The sequence below is a fragment of the Nocardia sp. NPDC004860 genome, from assembly GCF_040609015.1.
GTDB lineage: Bacteria > Actinomycetota > Actinomycetes > Mycobacteriales > Mycobacteriaceae > Nocardia.
Genome location: NZ_JBEXJI010000039.1, coordinates 21090 through 40345 on the forward strand (window position 1 = coordinate 21090; position 19256 = coordinate 40345).

Genomic DNA, 19256 nt, shown 5'->3' on the forward strand with positions numbered 1-19256 from the left:
GTGAGTTCAGCTGCCCCGGATGGCTTCGATGGCGGTCACCAGCGAATCACCGTCCAGCAGTTCGGCACCCGGCGCGATCATCTTCTGGATGGCGAGGCCCTGGAACAGCAGGAACAGTAGCTGCGCGACCGCCGCGGCCTGCTCGCCGGTCAGATCCGGGTGCGCCGCATGGACGGCCGCGGCGATTTCCCGATGCGCGACCGCGCTGGCCTCGGCCATGTAGACCTGCTGCGCGGGATCGCGCGCGATCTGGATGCCGTTCTCGGTGCTCAGCAACAGGCCGTCGCGATTGCGCTGCACCACATCGACGAAGCCGTTCCAGATCGCGGCCAGCGACTCCCACAGCGTGCGGCCCTCCCCCGCGTCCCGGATGGCGGCCTCCATATCGTCGCCGATCTGGGTGCCGACGCCCATCGTGATCGCCTCGGTGACCAGCTGGTCCTTGGAACCGAAGTGATAGCCGATGGCGGCCAGGCTCACCCCGGCGGCACTGGCGATGTCCCTGGCGGTCACCTTGGCCAGGCCGCGTTCCAGGACGGCCTTGCGGGCGCCTGCCAGGAGGTCTTCTCGATTACCCATGGGACCACCCTACCAGCGTCTTAGACGAACGTTCTAGACGGGTGTTTCACAGGCTGGCGGGACCGGAGCATCCTCCCTGCAGGGCCCCGGCATCGATACGGCTACCCTCGAACGCGTGCGGCAGAAGATCCTCATGGACAACGACACCGGCATCGATGACTCCCTGGGCCTGCTCTACCTCCTCGCCTCCCCCGAGGCCGAGATCGTCGGAATCGCCTCCACCGCGGGCAATGTGCCCGCGCCGCAGGTGGCCGCCAACAATCTCGCGCTGCTCGAGCTGGTGCGGGCCCCGGAGCTCGAGGTCGCTCAGGGTGCGCTGACACCCCTGGCCGTGCCACTGCGCACCACCGAGGACACCCACGGGCCCCAGGGCGTCGGCTACGCCGAGCTGCCGCCGACCACCCGGAGGCTGTCCGACCGATCGGCGGCCCAGCTGTGGGTGGACCTGGTGCGCGAGCATCCGGGCGAGATCGTCGGGCTGTGCACCGGACCGCTCACCAATCTCGCCCTGGCGCTGCGGATGGAACCCCAACTGCCGCAGCTGCTCCGGCGCCTGGTGATCATGGGCGGCGCGTTCAACCATCCCGGCAACACCACCCCGACCAACGAGTGGAACGTGCACGTGGATCCGGAAGCGGCCAAGGAGGTGTTCGACGCCTTCTCCGCCGCGCCCGCCGACCGCCGGCCCATCGTGTGCGCGCTCGACATCACCGAGACCATCGAGATGAAGCCCAAACACCTGGCGCTGCTGGCCGAACGGGCCGGGAGCACACCGGTGGAGCATGTCAGCGAGAACGATCCCCCCGAGGCGCGGTCGGCGGCCAGCAATCCGCTGGTGCGGTACCTGACCGATGCGATCCGCTTCTACTTCGACTTCCACAAGCTCTACGACCAGGGGTATCTGGCGCACATGCACGACCCGTTCGCGGCGGCCGTGGCACTGGACCCGAGCCTGGCCGTCACCAAACCGGCGACCGTGGACGTGGAGCTGACCGGAACCATCACCCGTGCCACCACGGTCGCCGACTGGGCGGGCATGTGGGGGCGGGAACCCAACGCCGACATCGTGATCGGGACCGATCCGGAGCTGTTCTTCGAGCGGCTCGTCGACCGGGTCGGGGATTACGCGCGAACCGTGTTCGCGGAAGGAGATTCGAGCCGGTGACCGACGAGCAGGACCTCGACTACGTCACCGATCTCCATACGCGGCTGGGATTGCCCGGAATCATCGATGTCCACACGCATTTCATGCCCGAACAGGTGCTGCGCAAGGTGTGGGGCTACTTCGATTCGGCGGGGCCACTGCTCGGCCACCGCGAGTGGCCGATCACCTACCGCGCCGAGGAGCAGGTGCGGCTGAAGACCCTGCGCGGCTTCGGCGTTCGCGCCTTCACCTCGATGGTCTACCCGCACAAGCCGGAGATGGCGGCCTGGCTCAACGACTGGTCCGGCGATTTCGCCGCCCGCACCCCGGACTGCCTGCACACGTCGACCTTCTATCCGGAGCCGGGCGCGGCCGAGTATGTGCGTGCCGCGATCGAGTCGGGGACGCGAATCTTCAAGCTGCACATCCAGGTTGGCAACTACCATCCGGCGGATCCATTGCTGGACGAGGTGTGGGGACTGGTCCAGGAGGCGGGCATCCCGGTGGTCACGCACTGTGGATCCGGTCCTGCCGCCGGGCGATTCACCGGTCCCGAGCCGATCGCCCAACTGCTGCGGCGGTTCCCGCGACTACGCTTGATCATCGCGCACATGGGGGCGCCCGAGTACAGCGAGTTCCTCGACATCGCCGCGGACAACCCCGGAGTTCTGTTCGACACCACCATGAACTTCACCGACTTCTTCGAGGCCGCTGACCCCTTCCCCGCCGCCGAGCTGCCGCGCCTACGGGACCTCGGGGATCGCATCCTGTTCGGCAGCGACTTCCCGAACATTCCCTATTCCTACGGCCATGCGCTGTTCGCTCTGGAACGGCTCGGTCTCGGTGACGACTGGCTGCGAGCGGTCTGCTACCGCAATGCGGCGGACCTCTTCGGCATCGGATAGCTCACCGGGGCGCGACACTCCGGGTTTCGACGATGCGCTCAGGGCCTTCCGGCGCACAGGTCTGACACGATGAGACGCGATGTCGGCTGAAACCTCACGGAAGGCGGGTCGGTCATGCGATTGGTCGCGGACATCCTGGTCGGATTGCTCGCCGCGCTGCACGTCTACATCCTGATCATGGAGATGTTCCTGTGGACCACGCCGCGGGTGCGCGCGGGCTTCGGCGTCACGGCCGAGTTCGCCGAGGAGTCCAAGGTGTTCGCCGCGAATCAGGGGCTCTACAACGGTTTTCTGGCGGCGGGGCTGATCTGGGGTCTGATTGCCGCCGATCCGGTGGGGCAGGCCGCGAAGATCTTCTTCGCGGCCTGCGTCGTGGTGGCCGGACTCTATGGCGGGGCGACCGCGAGCCGCCGGATCTTCGTCGGGCAGGCGCTGCCCGGCGCGATCACGCTGATCGCGGTCCTACTGGCCGGGTAGCGCCGCGGCGCTGAGCGCGATCTTGGCATTGCGGCCCGGGCGTTCGCTGGCGGCCGCGGCCTCGGCGGCCTCCGCGAGCGGGTAGGTGGCCTCGATGGCCAGGTCCAGTTCGCCGCGCGCGGCCAGGGTCACCAGCTCGGTGATGAGGCGGCGGCGTTCGTCACCGCCGATCTCCTCGGCGCGCTTGGAACCCCAGAAGCCCTTCACCACGGCCTGTTTGAAGATGATCGGGCCGGGGTTGAGCACCAGCGGCTGACCCGACAGCGCGCCGAAGGTGATGAGCTCACCACGCGGACCGAGCACCGAGAGCAGGTCATCGGCGGCCGGCCCACCGACCTGGTCCACCGCACGGGCGATCGGTTCGCCGCCGGTGACCTCCGCGACCTGCTGCTGCCAATCCCCCGACTCGGTCTCGAGCACCGGTTCGAAGCCCAGCTCCCGCAACGACTTCGCGGCCGCCGCGCTGCGCACCAGGTTCAGGACGTGGACGCCGCGGGCGCGGGCGAGCTGGTTCACCAGTCGTCCCACCGCGCCATTGGCGGCATTGATCGCGATCCACTGGCCGGGTTCGACATCGAGATCCTCGAGCAGCATGAGTGCGCTCAGCGGCATGGCCAGCAGCTGACTCGCGGTCGCGTCGGACACCGCATCCGGCACCGGGACGATCCCGCCCGCCTTGGCCACGAAGTACTCCGCCCACGCGCCCTGCACACCCGAAACCGTCACGCGCTGACCGATTTCCAGGCCGGTGACCCCCGGGCCCAGGGCGTCGACGCGGCCGACGGCCTCGGTGCCCGGGATGGCGGGCAGCTCGGGCCGGTAGCCGTAGACGCCCCGGATGATGGCCAGGTCGTGATTGTGGATCGGGGCCAGCGTGGTCGCGATCCGCACCTCACCCGGCCCGGGCTCGGGCACCGGCCGCTCGGCCGTGGTCAGGACCTGCTCGGGCTCGCCGAACTGTTCGATGATTACCGCACGCATGCTCATCCTCCTCAGTCTTCGACCACGATGACGTCGACCTCGATATTGCCGCGAGTGGCATTGGAATACGGGCACACCTGGTGAGCCTTGTCCGCCAGCGCCCGCGCCTCGTCCAGGGGCAGGTGCGGCAGCGACACCTCGAGGGTAACGGCCAGGCCGAACCCGCCGGCGTCATTGGGGCCGATGCCGACCTTCGCGCCCACGGCCGAGTCGTCCACGTTCGCCTTCAGCGACCGCGCCACGGTGCGCAGCGCCGAGTGGAAGCAGGCCGCGTAACCGGCAGCGAAGAGCTGCTCCGGGTTGGTGCCGAGGCCGTTGCCGCCCATCTCCTTCGGAATCGAGAGGGTGGCGTCGATCTTGCCGTCATCGGTGCGGACCTGGCCGTTGCGGCCGTCTCCGGTGGCGAGGGCTTCGGCGGTGTAGAGCACGTTCATCAGGGGGTCTCCTTGGATCTGGTGTGGGCGGTGAGAGCTTCGGTGAGTCGGTGCAGGGTTTCCCGCAGTTGGATCAGTTCCTCGCCGGGCAGGCCGGCGATCTCGGCCGATCGCGCCGGGATCCGGCAGGCGGCCGAACGCAATTCGCGTCCGCGGTCGGTCAGCGTGATCTCCACGCGGCGTTCGTCGGCGGTCGAGCGGCGGCGTGCCACGAAGCCCGCCGCCTCGAGCCGCTTGAGCAGTGGCGACAGCGTGCCCGAGTCCAGCTCCAGCGCCGAGCACAGATCGCCGACTGTGCGGTCGTCGCGCTGCCAGAGGGCGAGCAGCACCAGGTATTGCGGATAGGTGATGCCCAGGGCGTCCAGCTGGGGCCGGTACATGGCGGTCATGGCCCGCGACGCCGAGTAGAGCGCGAAGCACAGCTGGTTTTCCAGCGCCATCTCATCGGTCATGTCCAATACGGTAGCCATCAATTAGATTGTGCACAATCTAATTGATGGTCTGCTGCGTCACACCCGGCGATAACATCGCCCGGACCCTGCCGCAGGGCCGGGTTCCGATCATCGGGAATTTCGCTCGCCGACAGGCGGATTCCCGGACACCTCCGCTAGAACGCGTTCTAATGGGGGCACACCGAACCAGTGGGAGTTGCGATGACGCACGAGGTAGTGAACCGGGTCGCGGAGCTGTCGGGCCAGTTGGCGGCGACCGCCGAGGAGACCGAGCGGCTGGGCAAGCTCTCCGACGAGAGCGTGAAGCTGATCCGTCAGGCCGGGGTGATGCGGCTGCTGCAGCCCGCCGATTTCGGCGGGTACGCCGCGCATCCTCGGGATTTCGCCGAGGCGGTCATGGCCGTGGCCCGGCACTGCGGGTCCACCGGCTGGGTATGCGGCGTCGGCGGCGTGCACCCGTGGGAGATGGCACTGATGGACCGGCGGCTGCAGAACGAGGTGTGGGGCGAGAACCCGGACACCTGGATCGCCTCGCCGTACGCCGCGCAGGGCGTAGCGACGCCGGTCGACGGCGGATACACCCTGCGCGGTCGCTGGAACTTCTCCTCCGGCACCGATCACTGCGACTGGATCTTCCTGGGAGCGCTGCTCGGTGACGCCGACGGCAATCCGGTCATGCCGCCGACCGTGCTGCACGTGGTGCTGCCGCGCACGGACTACACGATCGTCGACGACTCGTGGGATGTCATCGGGCTGCAGGGCACCGGCAGCAAGGACGTCATCGTGGACGGCGCGTTCATCCCGGCCTATCGGACCATCGAATTCGATGCCGTCGCGGCCGGTGAGATCGCGGCCGAGCGGGCGGGCCGCACCGAGACGGTCTACAAGCTGCCGTTCTGGGCCATGTTCCCGCTGGGCATCACCTCCGCGGTGATCGGCATCGCCGAGGGCGCGCTCGCGGCGCACCTGGACTATCAGCGCGACCGGGTCACAGCCATGGGCACCAAGATCAAGGACGATCCGTACGTCCTGTCGGCCATCTCCGAGGCGGCGGCCGATATCGCGGCCTCGCGCACTCAGCTGCTGGACGGCATCAGCCGCCTCTACGACCAGGCCGAGGCCGGGAAGACCATCACCTTCGAGGACCGTTCCCTGGTGCGGCGCAATCAAGTTCGCTGCGCCTGGCGGGCAGTGTCGGCGGTCGACGAGATCTTCGCCCGATCCGGCGGCAATGCGGTGCGGCGGCAGAACGTCATGCAACGGTTCTGGCGGGACGCGCACGTGGGTCTGCAGCACGCCATCCACACGCCCGGATCGCTGTACCACTCGACGGCATTGACCATCATGGGCATCGAGCCCGAGGGTCCGCTGCGCGCCATGATCTGACCACCGCCGGGTCGGCCCGGCACGGTTTCCGCGCCGGGCGGGCCGCGCTTCCAGGCCGCCCCGATGGGGGATGCTACAAGTTTGCTACCGAACGGTTTCGAGAAGGATGCAATCACGTCACCGCAGGGCATTCGGGAGAACAACACGCACGATTATGTCGGGAAAATAGCCTCAAAAGCGACATACTCGCTGTCATGCATCGGCTGTCGCGCTACCTCGTTGCCCTGATCGCCACGTTTGCTGTCCTTGTGCCCGTCACCGCATCGGCCGACCCCGGCGATAGGGCTTCCATCGTGGACGTGCGCCCGCTGGGCGGCCGCCAGTACGAGGTCACCGTCTACTCGGCGGCCATGAACAGGACCATCCCGGTGTGGGTTTCACACCCGGACGGCCCCGCGCCCGCCCTGTACCTGCTCAATGCGGTGGACGGCGGTGAGACCGGCGGCCCGTGGACCAATCGCACCGATGTCGCCCAGTTCTTCGCCGACAAGCCGGTCAATGTGATCACCCCGATCGGCGGCCGTGCCAGCTTCTACACCGACTGGGTCGCCGATGATCCGACACTGGGCCGGAACCAATGGTCCACTTTCCTCATTCACGAATTGCCGCCGCTGCTGGAATCGCGATTCGGAATGACGGGGCGCAATGCCGTCGCGGGCGCATCGATGTCGGCCACCTCCGCACTCAACCTCGCCATCCAAGCACCCGGTATGTATCAGGCGGTGGGTTCCTTCAGCGGTTGCCCGCGCACGGCGGACGCGGCGGCGCGGGCCTATGTGCGATCCACGCTCGAGCTGTTCGGCGCGAATGCCGCCAATATGTGGGGCGGCGACGACAATCCGGCCTGGAGCGCCCACGACCCGGTTCTCAACGCGGACCGACTGCGCGGTGTGGCGCTGTACATTTCCGCGGGGAATGGCGTTCTGGGAGTTCATGACTCGCTCACCGATCCCAGCATCGGGGGGAATGTCAACGCGCTGACGGATCGGCTGGCCGTGGGTGGGGCCATGGAGACGGTGGTGCGAGGCTGTACGGATTCGCTTGTCGGAGAGTTGGGTTCGCTGGGGATTCCGGCGCAGGTGGTGTATCGGAATGGAACGCATGCGTGGCCGTACTGGCAGGACGACATCCATGACTCTTGGCCGCTTTTCGCGGGGGCTCTGGGAGTCTAGGAAGAGAAAGACAAGGCTACCCGGCTGCGTCGCATCGATCGACTGATCGCGATTCCCGCATCAGCTGCGTGACCAGGTAATTTCCAGTTCCTGAAGATCGAAGCCCTGGGGGAAGTGTGCGGTCCGGGGTTCGCCGGGGTGGCCGCCGTGGCGCTCGTAGAAGGCGATGGCGGGCGTATTGGCCTGGAGGACTTCCAGGTAGACGGGGCGGCCCGGGTATTCGGCAGCGGCCCATTCGAATCCGTGGTGCAGGAGGCGGGAGCCGATGCCGGCTCGTTTGAGGGTCGGGCCGACGTGCAGATTGTCGATGAGAATGCGGCCGTCTGCGCGGGGTGCGAGGTAGATGAATCCGAGTATTTCCGAGCCGGATTCGGCGATGAACAGGTCGCCTTCGGACCGGTCGCCGGTCAGGCGGCTGTGCCAGAGCGCCTTGTGGTCGTCGGTCAGCGCGCCGTTCAGGTAGCTGTCGGGCATGATGCTCGCGTAGGCGGTGCGCCAGCTGGCGGTGTGCAGCGTGGCGACCGCTTCCGCGTCGGATTCGGTACCTGGTCGGATCCGGATGTCCATGGGGCTCAAGACCGTTCGTCGAAGGCCCGGAGGATTTCTTCGGCGGCGAGAGCGGGGGTGAGCGAGCCGTCGCGGACCTGTTTTTCCACCTGGGTGCGCAGGGCCTTGACGTTCGGGTTCTCGGTGAGGCGGCGGAGCAGGCTGTCGTGGACCATGGTCCAGGTCCAGTCGACCTGCTGGCGGCGGCGCTTCTCGGCGAACTCGCCTGCTTCGGTGAGGACGCGGCGGTGGGTGAGGACCGTGTCCCAGAACGAATCCAGTCCGATGCCGTTCAGGCCGGACATGGTGAGAACCGGTGGACGCCACAGGGATTCGCGCGGGTGGATGAGCCGCATGGCGCCTTGAAGCTCCCGGGCAGCGGCCTTGGCCTCCAGCTCGTGGCGGCCGTCGGCCTTGTTCACGGCCACCAGGTCGGCGAGTTCGAGGACGCCCTTCTTGATTCCTTGCAGCTGGTCGCCGGTGCGGGCCAGGGTGAGGAAGCAGAAGACGTCGACCATATTGGCGACGGTGACCTCGGACTGGCCGACACCGACGGTCTCCACCAGGATGACGTCGTAGCCCGCCGCCTCCAGCAGCACGATGGTCTCGCGGGTCGCTTTCGCCACGCCGCCGAGGGTTCCGGCCGTGGGGGACGGCCGGATGAAGGCGTCCCGTTCCACCGACAGTCGCGCCATGCGGGTCTTGTCGCCGAGGATCGAGCCGCCGGTCCGCGTCGAGGACGGGTCCACGGCCAGTACCGCCACGCGGTGGCCCTGGCCGATGAGGTACATGCCCAGCGCGTCGATGAACGTCGACTTGCCGACGCCCGGAACGCCGGTGATGCCAACGCGATTGGACACCACCTTGCCCGCTTCGGGGGTCAGTCGCAGCAGCAGCTGCTGGGCCAGGTCCCGGTGGTCGGTGCGGGTCGATTCGACCAGGGTGATGGCGCGGGCCAGCCCGGCCCGCTCCCCGGCCCGGACCTGCGCGGCCAGTTGGTCGACGTCGATCGCTCGGCGCGCCACCGGAGTGGCGGGCTGGGCGCCGGGGCCGGGCGTTTCCGCGCCGGCGGGGCCGGGCAGGCCGACGCCGGCGGTGGTGCCGAGCCGGGGGTGGATTCCGCCACCCTCGGTCCCGCGTGCGGCGTCGCTCATTCCGTTGCGCCGGTGCCGATCTCGTGGCCCAGCTGTGCGGCCAGCTTCTTGATCAGGTCGATCGCGGCGTCGGCGATGATGGTGCCGGGGCCGAAGATGCCGGCGGCACCCGCGGCGTACAGCTCGTCGTAGTCACCGGGCGGGATGACGCCGCCGACGGTGACCATGATGTCGGGGCGTCCGACATCGGCCAGCGCCTGCCGCAGGGCGGGCACCAGCGTGAGGTGGCCTGCGGCCAGCGACGAGACACCGACGACGTGGACGTCGTTGTCGGCCGCTTGCTGCGCCACCTCCTCGGGGGTCTGGAACAGCGGGCCCACGTCGACGTCCATGCCGAGGTCGGCGAAGGCCGTGGCGATCACCTTCTGGCCGCGGTCGTGGCCGTCCTGCCCCATCTTGGCGACCAGGATGCGGGGGCGGCGGCCCTCCGCCTCGGCGAACGCCTCGACCAGTTCGATGGCCTTGCTGATGTTGGTCACCTTGCCGGCCTCCTCACGGTAAACGCCGGAGAGCGTGCGGATCTCGGCCTGGTGGCGGCCGTACACCTGCTCCAGCGCGTCGGAGATCTCGCCCACGGTGGCCTTGGCGCGCGCGGCGTTGATGGCCAGGGCGAGCAGGTTGTTGTCCATGCCGCCCTCGGACGAGGCTGCCGCACGGGTCAATTCGGCCAGCGCCTTCGCGACCTCGGCCGAATCACGTTCCGCCCGCAGCTTTTCCAGCTTGGCGTTCTGCTCGGCGCGCACGCGCGAGTTCTCGACCTTGAGCACCTCGATCGGGGTGTCTTCCTCGACCAGGTACTTGTTGACGCCGATCACCGGCTGCTGGCCGGTGTCGATGCGCGCCTGGGTGCGGGCCGCGGCCTCTTCGATGCGCAGCTTCGGGATGCCCTCCGAAATCGCCTGTGCCATACCGCCGTGCGCCTCGATCTCGGCGATGTGGGCGCGGGCGCGCTCGGCCAGCTGGTGGGTCAGCCACTCCACGTAGTACGAGCCGCCCCACGGGTCGGCCGGACGGGTGGTGTTGGATTCCTGCTGGATGAGCAGCTGGGTGTTACGGGCGATGCGGGCGGAGAAGTCCGTCGGCAGGGCCAGCGCCTCGTCCAGCGCGTTGGTGTGCAGCGACTGGGTGTGGCCCTGGGTGGCGGCCATGGCCTCGACGCAGGTGCGCGCGACGTTGTTGAACACGTCCTGCGCGGTCAGCGACCAGCCCGAGGTCTGCGAGTGGGTGCGCAGCGCGAGCGACTTGGAGTTCTTGGGCTCGAACTTGGCGACCAGCTCGCTCCAGAGGAGCCGTCCGGCCCGGAGTTTCGCGACCTCCATGAAGAAGTTCATGCCGATGGCCCAGAAGAACGACAGTCGCGGCGCGAACTTGTCGACCTCCATGCCCGCGTCCAGACCGGCCTTGATGTACTCCACGCCGTCGGCGAGGGTGTAGGCCAGCTCCAGGTCGGCCGTGGCTCCGGCCTCCTGGATGTGGTAGCCGGAGATGGAGATCGAGTTGAACTTCGGCATCTTCGCGGAGGTGTAGGCGAAGATGTCGGAGATGATCCGCATCGAGGGCTTGGGCGGGTAGATGTAGGTGTTGCGGACCATGAACTCCTTCAGAATGTCGTTCTGAATGGTTCCGGCCAGCTGCTCGGGCTTGACGCCCTGCTCCTCGGCGGCGACGACGTAGAGCGCCAGGATCGGCAGCACCGCACCGTTCATGGTCATCGACACCGAAACCTGGTCCAGCGGAATGTGATCGAACAGTTCCCGCATGTCCAGGATCGAGTCGATGGCGACACCGGCCATACCGACGTCACCGGTGACGCGCGGGTGGTCGGAGTCGTAGCCACGGTGGGTCGCCAGGTCGAAGGCGACCGACAGGCCCTTCTGGCCCGCCTGCAGGTTGCGGCGGTAGAAGGCGTTCGAGTCGGCGGCGGTGGAGAAGCCCGCGTACTGGCGGATCGTCCACGGCTGGTTCACGTACATGGTCGGGTACGGGCCGCGCACGAACGGCGCCACACCCGGCACGCTGTCGAGCGGGTAGCCCTCGGCCACGATGGCGTCCCGGTCGGCCTTGGTGAACACCGGCGGCACGTCGATGCCTTCGGGGGTCGTCCAGGTGAGCTGTTCGGGCGCATAGTGATTGGCGGTCGCGGCCTCCTCGACGAAGGCGTCGACCTGCTCGCTGCTGACCTCGGCGGGGGCGGTGTCGCCCTCGGTCAGCGGTACTTCGGCGAAGTTGCCGATCCGGTGCTTGATATCGCTCATCTCTACGCTCCCAGCTTCTCCAGCAGGCCGGACAGAGCCGCCACCGCGTCCATGCGCGCGGTCACGAAACCGTCGGGGCGCTGCGCACCGGTCAGATCGGCGACCGCCTTCTCGGGTCCGGCCAGCAGCACGGTGGTCACCCCGGCCGCCCGCAATTCCTCCACGGCCGCGGCGGCGTCGGTGCCGTAACGGGTGTCGGAGCCACACAGCACGGCGATCGACGGGCCGGTCTCGGTGACCGCTTCGATGCCGCCGGAGGCCAGCAGGTTGGTGGTGAAGGTGACACGAACATTGTTCTCCGACACCGGACCCAGCGGAACCAGCCGCACCTGCGGGCGGGCGCCGTGGGCGGCCAGGTAGGCGTCGGAGCGGTTGCGCAGCGCTTCGAAGGCGGCGCCGTAGCGGGCCGTGCCGTTCTTGGCGCGGGCGGCCTCCGACAGCGGCTTCTCACCCAGGTTCGGGAACTCGTTGACGCCGGTGACGGCCGTCTTGCGGTGCGCCACATCGGAATCACGCTTCGCCTTGGTCTCGGCGATGCGCTCGGCGAGCAGGCCCGCCTGCAACGCGGCCAGGTAGCCGCCGGCGGCCTCGATCTCCTGCATGAACTTCCACGCCTTGGCGGCGAGCTCATCGGTCAGCGACTCCACGTACCAGGAGCCCGCGCCCGGGTCCTGCACATGGCCGAGGCGGGATTCCTCGAGCAGCAGCAGCTGGGTGTTGCGAGCCATGCGCTCCGAGAACGCCTTGGACACCTCGAGCTCCCCGGCGGGCAGCGCGTCGTCGAAGGGCAGCACGGTGACGATATCCGCGCCACCGACGCCCGCGCCGAACGCGGCGAGGGTGGTGCGCAGCATGTTCACCCACGGGTCCCGCTGGCTCATCATGGCCGCGGACGTGATCGCCTGCTGCGGCGCGTTACCGAAGGCCGGAGCCCCGCACACATGCGCGACGCGCGCCCAGAGTCGCCGGGCGGCACGGAATTTGGCGATGGTCTCGAACTGGTCGTCGGTGGCCGCGAAGCGGAACTCGAGCTGCTCCAGCGCATCCGCGATATCGGCCCCGGCGTCGGTGAGCGAGCGCAGGTACTCCAGGCCCGCGGCCACCGCCGCACCCAGCTCCTGGGCGTCGGAGGCGCCGGAATTGTGGAAGGCCACGCCGCACACGGTGATCGCGCGGACCGTCTCGGTGCGGGCCACCGCCTGCTGGGCCAGCGCGACCGCACCGTCCAGGTCGATGGCCGAGGAGCCGGCGAACAGGCTCGTCAGCGGGGTGGCGCCCAGCGAGACCCGAATGTCCTTGCGGTTCGGGGCCTCATAGCCGTCGAGCACCGAGAACAGCGCGGCCGCAGCCTCATTGGCGGCCGGCCCGGCGTCGAGGGTGAGCGGCGCCAGCTCGAAGAGGAAGCCCTGCAGTGCGGTGGCCAGCCCGTCGACCGGCACGCCGCGCGCGGCGACGCCCAGCCACACCGCGCTCACGCCGTTGTCGAGCGCGAAGAGGATGTCCGCGTTGACGGCCTTGGCGTCGGCGCCGCCGAAACGCTGGCTGACGAACCAGCCACGGTGCACGTCACGGGTGGCGTCGCCACCGCGCACGTAGGGGAACTGCCCGGGAAGCGGCTGCTCGGGCAGTTCGTCGCGGCGCGTGTAGAGCGGGTTGACGGTCAGGCCGTCATAGGTCGTGACCGCGAGCAGCTTCTCCGGCTCATCCGGCAAGTCGCTCGCATCCACCCTGCGGGCCTTCGCCAGCACCCCGGCGACACCCTTGCGCCAGGCGGCATACTCGGGCACCGGATCGGTGTCCGAGTCGGAAGCAATCGGCATAGCTGCTGTTCCTTCTTCCACTCCCTGACCGGATGGCCGTTGCACCGGCATTCACCCAGCTCAACGGCCACTTTGGTTAACGAGCATTCATCGTCTTTCCCCTGATGCTAGCGGCAGCCTCGAGATAACGGTCTCCGGAGTCTCACTACCAGCGGGTAACCTGGCGCGGTGCCAACAACCGTGCGTGTGCCGCTCGAGCGGGTATCCGGGCTGCTCAGCCGTCTCCGTCAACCGCGAAATCTGGCCTTGCTGATCGGCTGCGGGCTACTTTTCGCGCTGGCCGCCTTCGCACCGCACCCGGCACCCCAGCAGATCCGGCACTGGGCCGACTCGGTTGGGCCGCTATTGCCGCTGGTGTTCTTCGCGGTGCACACGCTGGTCTGTGTCGCGCCCTTCCCGCGCACCATCTTCACCCTCAGCGCGGGCATGCTGTTCGGCTCGGTGGAGGGACTCACGCTGGCCCTCGCCGCCACGACACTCAGTGCGGTGCTGGCACTGTGGCTGGTGCGCGCCGTCGATCACGAGCGGGTACGCGCGCGGCTCACCCATCCGACCGTGCAGGCGGTCGACACCCGGTTGGCGCGGCGGGGCTGGCTGGCGATCGGATCGCTGCGACTGATCGCCTTCGCGCCGTTCTCGATCGTGAACTATTGCGCCGCACTGTCTTCGATCCGGTTCACCCCGTACCTGATCGCCACCTTCATCGGGATCATCCCGGGCACCGTGGGCACGGTGCTGCTGGGCGACGCGCTCACCAATCGCACCTCCCCCGCCCAATTGATCGTCACGGCAGCCTGTTTGGCGGTCGGCGTGATCGGGTTGGTCGTGGACGCGAGAATGGCCATCGCGGAAGCCGAGGCTCAGCCGGAGCCGGTCGCCTGATCGGACGGCGGCAGCGGCCACTGGTCGAAGCCAGGGAGCGAATCCAGGGGCGGTGCGGGTTCGATCAGCTCGTTCAGTTGCGCGAGCAGGTCATCCTGGTGTGCCTCGGCGTAATTCAGCGTGCGGTCGAGATCGTGTGCCCGGACCAGCCAGCCGCTGGCCTGACGGACCACCTCGGCCGGTGTTGCCGCGCCGTCGGAGTCGAGGAGGAATGCGGCGAGCGCCGGCTCGAGCGCGGCGGCCGACCCCAGATGTTGCAGGCACCGGCCGGTGCCGAGATCGTCGGCGAGAGCGCGCCATTCGCTCAGGGCGGTCTGCCATCGCACCAGCGCGTGCCGCGGTTCGCCCACCGACCAGTCGAGAACACCCGCGATCTCGTGCACGTGGGCCAGCCCGCTGGGGTCGCGCCCGCCCGCGGCCATGGATTCGGCCAATTCCAGGCGGTCACGTGCGGCGGTGTGCCGCCCCTGCACGAGGTGCGCGATCGCCATGTTCACCAGGGCGCACACCTCACCTGCGACATCTTCGCGCGGTAGCAGCCACCACGCCTGTTCCAGGAGATTGACCGCCTTGCTCAGATTCGCGTCCGTGGTGTCCATGGCCTCCAGCGCCTGTCGGTGCAGGGCGCGAGCGCGCAGGCTGCGGGACACCGTCCACGGGCTGTAGCGCGCCGGTCGCCGCTCCGGCACCGTCGCGCGGATATCGGCCAGGGCATGCAGCGGGCCGTATCGGGTCGCGGACGTGATCGTCACCATCGCTGCGGCCGGGCCCGGCTCGTGCGGGCCGCCGCCCGTGCCCGGGCTGTCCTCCGCGCGGCCGCTGCGCGCGAACCAGATGTCCAGGGCGTCGGCGATCACGGCCAGATCCGGCACCACCGCGCGTATTCGGTTCAGCAGGGTGTTGTTCGCCTGTCCCGCTTCCGGTTCGGCCCGTCGCGCACAGTTGCGCAGGAGGAGACAGAGCCGGGGCTCCTCGTTCTCGAACCAGCGGCGCGCGACCGCGGCGTGTGCCGGAAGATCGAGCGCCCCCGCCCACAGCGTGACTTCCTCGGCGTGTCTGCGGAGCAGCACCGCGAGCGCGGCCCGCCACTCGGGCGTCTCGGTGATGGCGGGATCCTCGCCGGCGGGCGGCACCCCGGCCAGCCGGTAGCGCCCCGGCGGCATCGGCTCCACCGCGCCCGCTCTGGTCAGGCTCGCCAATAGTCGCGGTGCGGAGGGGGTTTCGGTCTCCGCCGTGGCGGCGGGGAGCCGGGCGGCGGCGCTCGCCCCGAGCACCTCGAGGAGCACCCCGGTCTCATAGGTTCGAATGGGCAGCTCGCGGAGCACCGCCGCGGCCCAATTGCCCGTCAACTCCGGGTTCGTCTCCGGCTGGGGCTCCGGACCCCAGGGCGCTCCGGGATCGGGCAGCTCCACGGGTCGCGGACCCGTGAGCCCGGCCCGATCCTGCACCAATCGATAACCGCGCCGGGCGGATTCGGTCAGGAAGTAGGCGAGAACGACCCACCCGACGGCGGACTCGGTCCACCGCACGGCGGGGTTCGCCTTGAACGCGTCGGTCATCACATTGGCGATCAAGGTGGCGATACCGATGCCCACCAGTGCCGGGGCGCCCAGCAGCCACTGCCACACCGCGGATTTCGGCGTGGCCATGAGGCTGCGGCTCTCGCGGGCCAGCTCGGTGGACTCGGGTCCGCCGGGCACGGATTCCGTTTCGCTCATATCCGCGCTCCCCCGGCCAGGCCCGGTACCAGCCAGCGTCGCCAGCACACCAGCAGCAGCACCAGCGGCACGACCGCCGAGACCAGCGCCCCGGTCGCGAGTTGGGCGGAGCTCTCGTCGAATTGGCGGGAGTAGCCCCACAGCAGCAGCGACCACGGGCTGCCTCCGGTGCCGTTGACCAGCAGTCCGATGAAGAAGTCGTTCCACACCTGGATGAACTCCAGCACCGCCACCGCGACGACGGCCGGCACCACGGCACCCAGCCGGGCGACGATGGTGCGCAGCGAAGCCAGTCCGTACAGGGCGTCGGCGGCCGGGGTGTAGGCCGGTGCGAGGAGGGCTCCGCGCAGGACGAGAATCGAGATCGGCAGTCCGGCGGCGGCATGGGTGAAGATCAAGGGGACCAGGGTGCCGAACCAGCCGGAGGACCCGATCACCCGCTGCAGTGCGCCCAGATACATCTGGGCGGGCAGCACGGTCAGAATCACCAGGCAGGGCACCGCGGTTCGGACGCGCGCGGCGGCCAGCCAGTGGGCGACCGGCAGTGCGAAGGCCACGACCATCACGGTCGCGGGGACCGCCACGGTCAGGGTGGTGCGCAGTGCGTCACGCAGGGCCGGATCGATCGTGACAGCATGTATGTCAACAGCCTTCGGCCCGACGGTCCCGTACAGCGCGACGTAGACCAGCTCTGCGATCGGCGACAGCACCACCAGCACGGCGACTCCCACCAGGAGCCAACGCGGGATGGCCCGCCACAGGGGCAGGCGCTCACGCCACGCGGCGGGGCGCGGGTGCAGCGGACGCGGACCGCTCGGGCGGCGCACATTGATCCGATCCTGCGCGAACAGCGCGGCCAGCACGAGGGCGGCCGTCAAGGGCAGGGCGTACGCGGCCGCTTCGCCGCACGAATTCGCCTCGCACGCGCTGTTGAGACGCCACCATTCCACGGTCGCGGTGCCGACATCGTGTTGCAGCGACCGTGGCACCGCACCGAGTACGGCGTCGAATACCCGGGCCGCGGCGACCGCCACCACCAGGAAGGCCACGGAGGCGACGGGCCGCACCTGCGTCCACAACCGGATCGGCATGAGCCAGCGCGGACCGCCGGCCAATTCCGGGGCGCGCACCGGATCGTCCTCGATCGTGAGGATGGCGGCACGGAACAGGCCGACCAGCAGCCCCAGCCAGGTCCAGACGAAGGCCGCCACCAGAACCGCTTCGAACGCATAGCGTTCCGCTGCGACACCGCTGAAATATCGTCCACGCGTGACGGTTTCGAGAATCAGCCGGAAGGCGATCCCCGAGGTGAAGGCCGAGACGCCGAACGGCACGATGAACGGCCACCACAGCCACGGCAGGCGTCGGCTGGGCCAGGCCAGCACCAGGGCCACACCGACCAGGACGATGGCCAGCGCCACCCAGCCCGCGGTGTGCAGGTACGCGCTGCGGCTCGCGCGGGGCAGCTCCCCCCACACCACCAGGGATCCGGCCGCCAGGCAACCGAGCCCGAGCGCGGCCGCGAACGCCCACGCGGTGAACGCGAACAGGCTTGGCAGGGCGGCCATTCCGGTGCGCAGGCGCCGCCGGTCCACGATGAGCAGCGCGCCGCCACCGAGCAGTTGCAGCCCGCAGCCGAGGGCGAGCCCCGGATGTGTGCGTGCGCCGAGCCCGACGGTGTACAGCGCCGGAGCCACCAGCAGCAGCCCCATCAGCACGACGGCCGGTGCCCGGACCAGGTAGTTGACCACGACCTCGAGGTGCGGATGCCGGCCCGGCACCAGCGGCCCCGACAGCCTGCGGGTGGCGAGTGTCAGTTCGAGGCCGTTGGAATGCACCGAATACACGCGTATCTCACCCCTGCCGAGTGCGTTCCAGCTCGTAGACGGCGTCCACGGCGGTGCGGACGGCCGCGGCGGCGCGCTGCGACGAATCCGCCGGAGTGCCATCGAGATCCATCAGGAATTGCGTGATGATCCCCCACAGCGGATTGTCGCCGCCCCGCGAACCGATGCGGTCGGCCAGGTCGAATTCGGTCCAGGAGCGGACGTGCGGACCGAGGGGTTCGAGCATGGCCGAATAGGCCGGGCGGGTACGCAGGTCGGGTGCGATGAATCCGCCTTCCTTTCCGATCCAGCTGTCCGGGGCATCGGGCAGCGACAGCAGGCGGATCAGTTCGGCCGCCGCGTCCTTGGCCGATCGGGTCAGGACCATGATGTCGCCGCCGCCGATCACCGGGCCGTCGCGGAATCCGGGGAGGATGCTCGGAAACAGCGACACCCCGACGGCCTGTTTCATCGCCACGTCATCGCCGCGGAAACAACTCCTGACTATCGGCTCGGCGAAATCGGGCGCCACCACCATGGCCGCGTCGCCCTCGGCGAACACCTCGCGCACGGCATCGGGGAACTGCTGAGTGAGCGCTCGGCCGATACTGCCGGGAAAGGCATTCGGAAATCCCCAGATTCCGGCGAGGGTCTCGAGTGCCCGGGTGATTTCGGCACGCCGCTGCCCAGGACGCCAGTCGTTCGGGGTCACCACGCTCTCGTAGGCGTCGGGCGACTGGGCGAGCAGCACATTCGCGAAGAAGTCGGCGAGCATCCAGCCGTCGGCCGCGCCCAGCGCCAACGGGTGGGTTCCACTGCGCGCCAGGCGATCCAGCAGGATGGGCCACTGCCACGGGGCCCAGCTGCCCGGTGGCGGCAGGCCGAGCCGTCGAAACTTCGCCAGGTCGAACCACACCAGCGATTTGCAGGAGGCCTTGAACGGCAGTCCGTAGAGCCGATTGCCGGACACCGTCTCGACATGCACCAGTTCCCACCAGCCGTGGGCATAACGCGGCGCTTTCCGTTCATCGCCCCACAGTGATTCGTCGAGCGCGCGCAGCCGTCCGTCCTGCGCCAACCGCGTTATCTGCCCGAGTTGCGGCAACACCACGATGTCCGGCGTGTACCGGCCGGCCGAGAACACCGTCCCCACATCGTCACCCAGGGTGAATACCTGAGTGCTGTGTGAAAACTGGTGGGAATCACGCAGATCGGCGAGCACGTCCTCGAATGCCCGTAACTCCGCGCCGCCCCAGGGCACCGCGAGTTTCACCGTGTCGGAATTCGGGCCGGACACGAAGGGGGTGCACGCCGCAGCCATCGGAAGCAATGCGCCTGCACGCAAAATGGTTCTGCGGGTCGCCATTCCGTCCCCCCAACCGATGCGACTTCGCCCCGGTTCCGGCCTCGGTGCGGAACACGTTACTCCTGTGGATGGTCCGGCACGATCGCTATTCGCGAGGCGGCCGCACCCCCTGCGCGCCCCCACGCCACTGTCGTCAGGACGAAATGGACAGCAGCGCTG

The 19256-nt window shown here is 68.9% G+C and carries 17 protein-coding genes; 6 read left to right on the forward strand and 11 right to left on the reverse strand.

The annotated features are described in order from the left end of the window. Positions 1 to 6: 6 nt before the first annotated feature. Positions 7 to 579: a TetR/AcrR family transcriptional regulator gene (locus ABZV44_RS40945; protein WP_354849233.1), complete on the reverse strand. Its 573-nt coding sequence runs from the start codon at positions 577 to 579 to the stop codon at positions 7 to 9. Positions 580 to 712: 133 nt separating this feature from the next. Between ABZV44_RS40945 and ABZV44_RS40950 the strand changes: the two genes are divergently transcribed. The 3 genes from ABZV44_RS40950 to ABZV44_RS40960 all read left to right on the forward strand — a co-directional run bounded on the left by ABZV44_RS40950 (position 713) and on the right by ABZV44_RS40960 (position 3105). Further along, positions 713 to 1744: a nucleoside hydrolase gene (locus ABZV44_RS40950; RefSeq protein ID WP_354849377.1), complete on the forward strand. Its 1032-nt coding sequence runs from the start codon at positions 713 to 715 to the stop codon at positions 1742 to 1744. A gap of 83 nt (positions 1745 to 1827) precedes the next feature. Further along, positions 1828 to 2628, forward strand: a complete 801-nt coding sequence (locus ABZV44_RS40955) for an amidohydrolase family protein (protein WP_354849380.1) — start codon at positions 1828 to 1830, stop codon at positions 2626 to 2628. A gap of 114 nt (positions 2629 to 2742) precedes the next feature. After that, a complete protein-coding gene (locus tag ABZV44_RS40960; protein WP_354849236.1) occupies positions 2743 to 3105 on the forward strand; it encodes a DUF1304 domain-containing protein in 363 nt (120 codons plus the stop codon). Here the strand turns inward: ABZV44_RS40960 and ABZV44_RS40965 are convergent. The 3 genes from ABZV44_RS40965 to ABZV44_RS40975 are packed head-to-tail and all read right to left on the reverse strand — an operon-like array spanning position 3091 to position 4972. Continuing rightward, positions 3091 to 4086, reverse strand: coding sequence for a zinc-binding dehydrogenase (locus ABZV44_RS40965; protein WP_354849239.1), 996 nt, complete (start codon positions 4084 to 4086; stop codon positions 3091 to 3093). The genes ABZV44_RS40960 and ABZV44_RS40965 overlap by 15 nt on opposite strands. Before the next feature lie 11 nt (positions 4087 to 4097). Continuing rightward, positions 4098 to 4520 (reverse strand): organic hydroperoxide resistance protein, encoded by a 423-nt coding sequence (locus tag ABZV44_RS40970; RefSeq protein WP_354849242.1) that lies wholly within the window; start codon positions 4518 to 4520, stop codon positions 4098 to 4100. Further along, entirely contained in the window at positions 4520 to 4972 is a 453-nt protein-coding gene (locus tag ABZV44_RS40975) for a MarR family transcriptional regulator (protein ID WP_354849383.1), read from the reverse strand. Before ABZV44_RS40975 ends, ABZV44_RS40970 begins: the two co-directional genes overlap by 1 nt. A gap of 201 nt (positions 4973 to 5173) precedes the next feature. On the opposite strand from ABZV44_RS40975, the gene ABZV44_RS40980 reads away from it, so the two are divergent. Together ABZV44_RS40980 and ABZV44_RS40985 are read left to right on the forward strand one after the other, a co-directional pair. After that, the gene (locus ABZV44_RS40980; protein ID WP_354849245.1) at positions 5174 to 6358 is read left to right on the forward strand and encodes an acyl-CoA dehydrogenase family protein; all 1185 of its coding nucleotides are present in this window, start codon (positions 5174 to 5176) and stop codon (positions 6356 to 6358) included. A 194-nt stretch (positions 6359 to 6552) separates the two neighbouring features. After that, positions 6553 to 7530, forward strand: a complete 978-nt coding sequence (locus ABZV44_RS40985; RefSeq protein ID WP_354849247.1) for an alpha/beta hydrolase family protein — start codon at positions 6553 to 6555, stop codon at positions 7528 to 7530. Between the two features lie 60 nt (positions 7531 to 7590). Here the strand turns inward: ABZV44_RS40985 and ABZV44_RS40990 are convergent, their stop codons facing one another. The 4 genes from ABZV44_RS40990 to ABZV44_RS41005 form a co-directional block, all read right to left on the reverse strand. Further along, positions 7591 to 8097, reverse strand: a complete 507-nt coding sequence (locus ABZV44_RS40990) for an N-acetyltransferase (protein ID WP_354849250.1) — start codon at positions 8095 to 8097, stop codon at positions 7591 to 7593. A 5-nt stretch (positions 8098 to 8102) separates the two neighbouring features. Beyond that, complete coding sequence (gene meaB, locus ABZV44_RS40995) at positions 8103 to 9101, reverse strand: methylmalonyl Co-A mutase-associated GTPase MeaB (protein ID WP_354849385.1); 999 nt, start codon at positions 9099 to 9101, stop codon at positions 8103 to 8105. A 125-nt stretch (positions 9102 to 9226) separates the two neighbouring features. After that, on the reverse strand, positions 9227 to 11485 hold the full coding sequence (scpA, locus tag ABZV44_RS41000) for a methylmalonyl-CoA mutase (RefSeq protein WP_354849252.1): 2259 nt from the start codon (positions 11483 to 11485) through the stop codon (positions 9227 to 9229). Between the two features lie 2 nt (positions 11486 to 11487). Then, positions 11488 to 13305 carry a methylmalonyl-CoA mutase family protein gene (locus ABZV44_RS41005; protein WP_354849255.1) on the reverse strand — a complete coding sequence of 606 codons (1818 nt, stop codon included), beginning with the start codon at positions 13303 to 13305 and terminating at the stop codon, positions 11488 to 11490. A 168-nt stretch (positions 13306 to 13473) separates the two neighbouring features. Between ABZV44_RS41005 and ABZV44_RS41010 the strand changes: the two genes are divergently transcribed. After that, complete coding sequence (locus ABZV44_RS41010) at positions 13474 to 14187, forward strand: TVP38/TMEM64 family protein (RefSeq protein WP_354849258.1); 714 nt, start codon at positions 13474 to 13476, stop codon at positions 14185 to 14187. On the opposite strand, the gene ABZV44_RS41015 is transcribed toward ABZV44_RS41010, so the two are convergent. Genes ABZV44_RS41015 through ABZV44_RS41025 form a run of 3 tightly spaced genes read right to left on the reverse strand, consistent with a single transcriptional unit; the run spans position 14166 to position 19052 of the window. Beyond that, on the reverse strand, positions 14166 to 15905 hold the full coding sequence (locus tag ABZV44_RS41015) for a hypothetical protein (RefSeq protein WP_354849261.1): 1740 nt from the start codon (positions 15903 to 15905) through the stop codon (positions 14166 to 14168). The two genes, ABZV44_RS41010 and ABZV44_RS41015, sit on opposite strands and share 22 nt — an antisense overlap. Continuing rightward, positions 15902 to 17752 (reverse strand): hypothetical protein, encoded by a 1851-nt coding sequence (locus ABZV44_RS41020; protein WP_354849264.1) that lies wholly within the window; start codon positions 17750 to 17752, stop codon positions 15902 to 15904. Before ABZV44_RS41020 ends, ABZV44_RS41015 begins: the two co-directional genes overlap by 4 nt. Positions 17753 to 17759: 7 nt before the next feature. Then, positions 17760 to 19052: an extracellular solute-binding protein gene (locus tag ABZV44_RS41025; protein WP_354849267.1), complete on the reverse strand. Its 1293-nt coding sequence runs from the start codon at positions 19050 to 19052 to the stop codon at positions 17760 to 17762. Positions 19053 to 19256: the final 204 nt, after the last annotated feature.

Excerpts from the sequence above, each read along its gene's own strand:
- ABZV44_RS40945 (WP_354849233.1), bottom strand. The coding sequence starts at position 579 with ATGGGTAATCGAGAAGACCTCCTGGCAGGCGCCCGCAAGGCCGTCCTG.
- ABZV44_RS40950 (WP_354849377.1), top strand. The coding sequence starts at position 713 with ATGGACAACGACACCGGCATCGATGACTCCCTGGGCCTGCTCTACCTC.
- ABZV44_RS40955 (WP_354849380.1), top strand. The coding sequence starts at position 1,828 with ATGCCCGAACAGGTGCTGCGCAAGGTGTGGGGCTACTTCGATTCGGCG.
- ABZV44_RS40960 (WP_354849236.1), top strand. The coding sequence starts at position 2,743 with ATGCGATTGGTCGCGGACATCCTGGTCGGATTGCTCGCCGCGCTGCAC.
- ABZV44_RS40965 (WP_354849239.1), bottom strand. The coding sequence starts at position 4,086 with ATGCGTGCGGTAATCATCGAACAGTTCGGCGAGCCCGAGCAGGTCCTG.
- ABZV44_RS40970 (WP_354849242.1), bottom strand. The coding sequence starts at position 4,520 with ATGAACGTGCTCTACACCGCCGAAGCCCTCGCCACCGGAGACGGCCGC.
- ABZV44_RS40975 (WP_354849383.1), bottom strand. The coding sequence starts at position 4,972 with ATGACCGATGAGATGGCGCTGGAAAACCAGCTGTGCTTCGCGCTCTAC.
- ABZV44_RS40980 (WP_354849245.1), top strand. The coding sequence starts at position 5,174 with ATGACGCACGAGGTAGTGAACCGGGTCGCGGAGCTGTCGGGCCAGTTG.
- ABZV44_RS40985 (WP_354849247.1), top strand. The coding sequence starts at position 6,553 with ATGCATCGGCTGTCGCGCTACCTCGTTGCCCTGATCGCCACGTTTGCT.
- ABZV44_RS40990 (WP_354849250.1), bottom strand. The coding sequence starts at position 8,097 with ATGGACATCCGGATCCGACCAGGTACCGAATCCGACGCGGAAGCGGTC.
- scpA (WP_354849252.1), bottom strand. The coding sequence starts at position 11,485 with ATGAGCGATATCAAGCACCGGATCGGCAACTTCGCCGAAGTACCGCTG.
- ABZV44_RS41005 (WP_354849255.1), bottom strand. The coding sequence starts at position 13,305 with ATGCCGATTGCTTCCGACTCGGACACCGATCCGGTGCCCGAGTATGCC.
- ABZV44_RS41015 (WP_354849261.1), bottom strand. The coding sequence starts at position 15,905 with ATGAGCGAAACGGAATCCGTGCCCGGCGGACCCGAGTCCACCGAGCTG.
- ABZV44_RS41025 (WP_354849267.1), bottom strand. The coding sequence starts at position 19,052 with ATGGCTGCGGCGTGCACCCCCTTCGTGTCCGGCCCGAATTCCGACACG.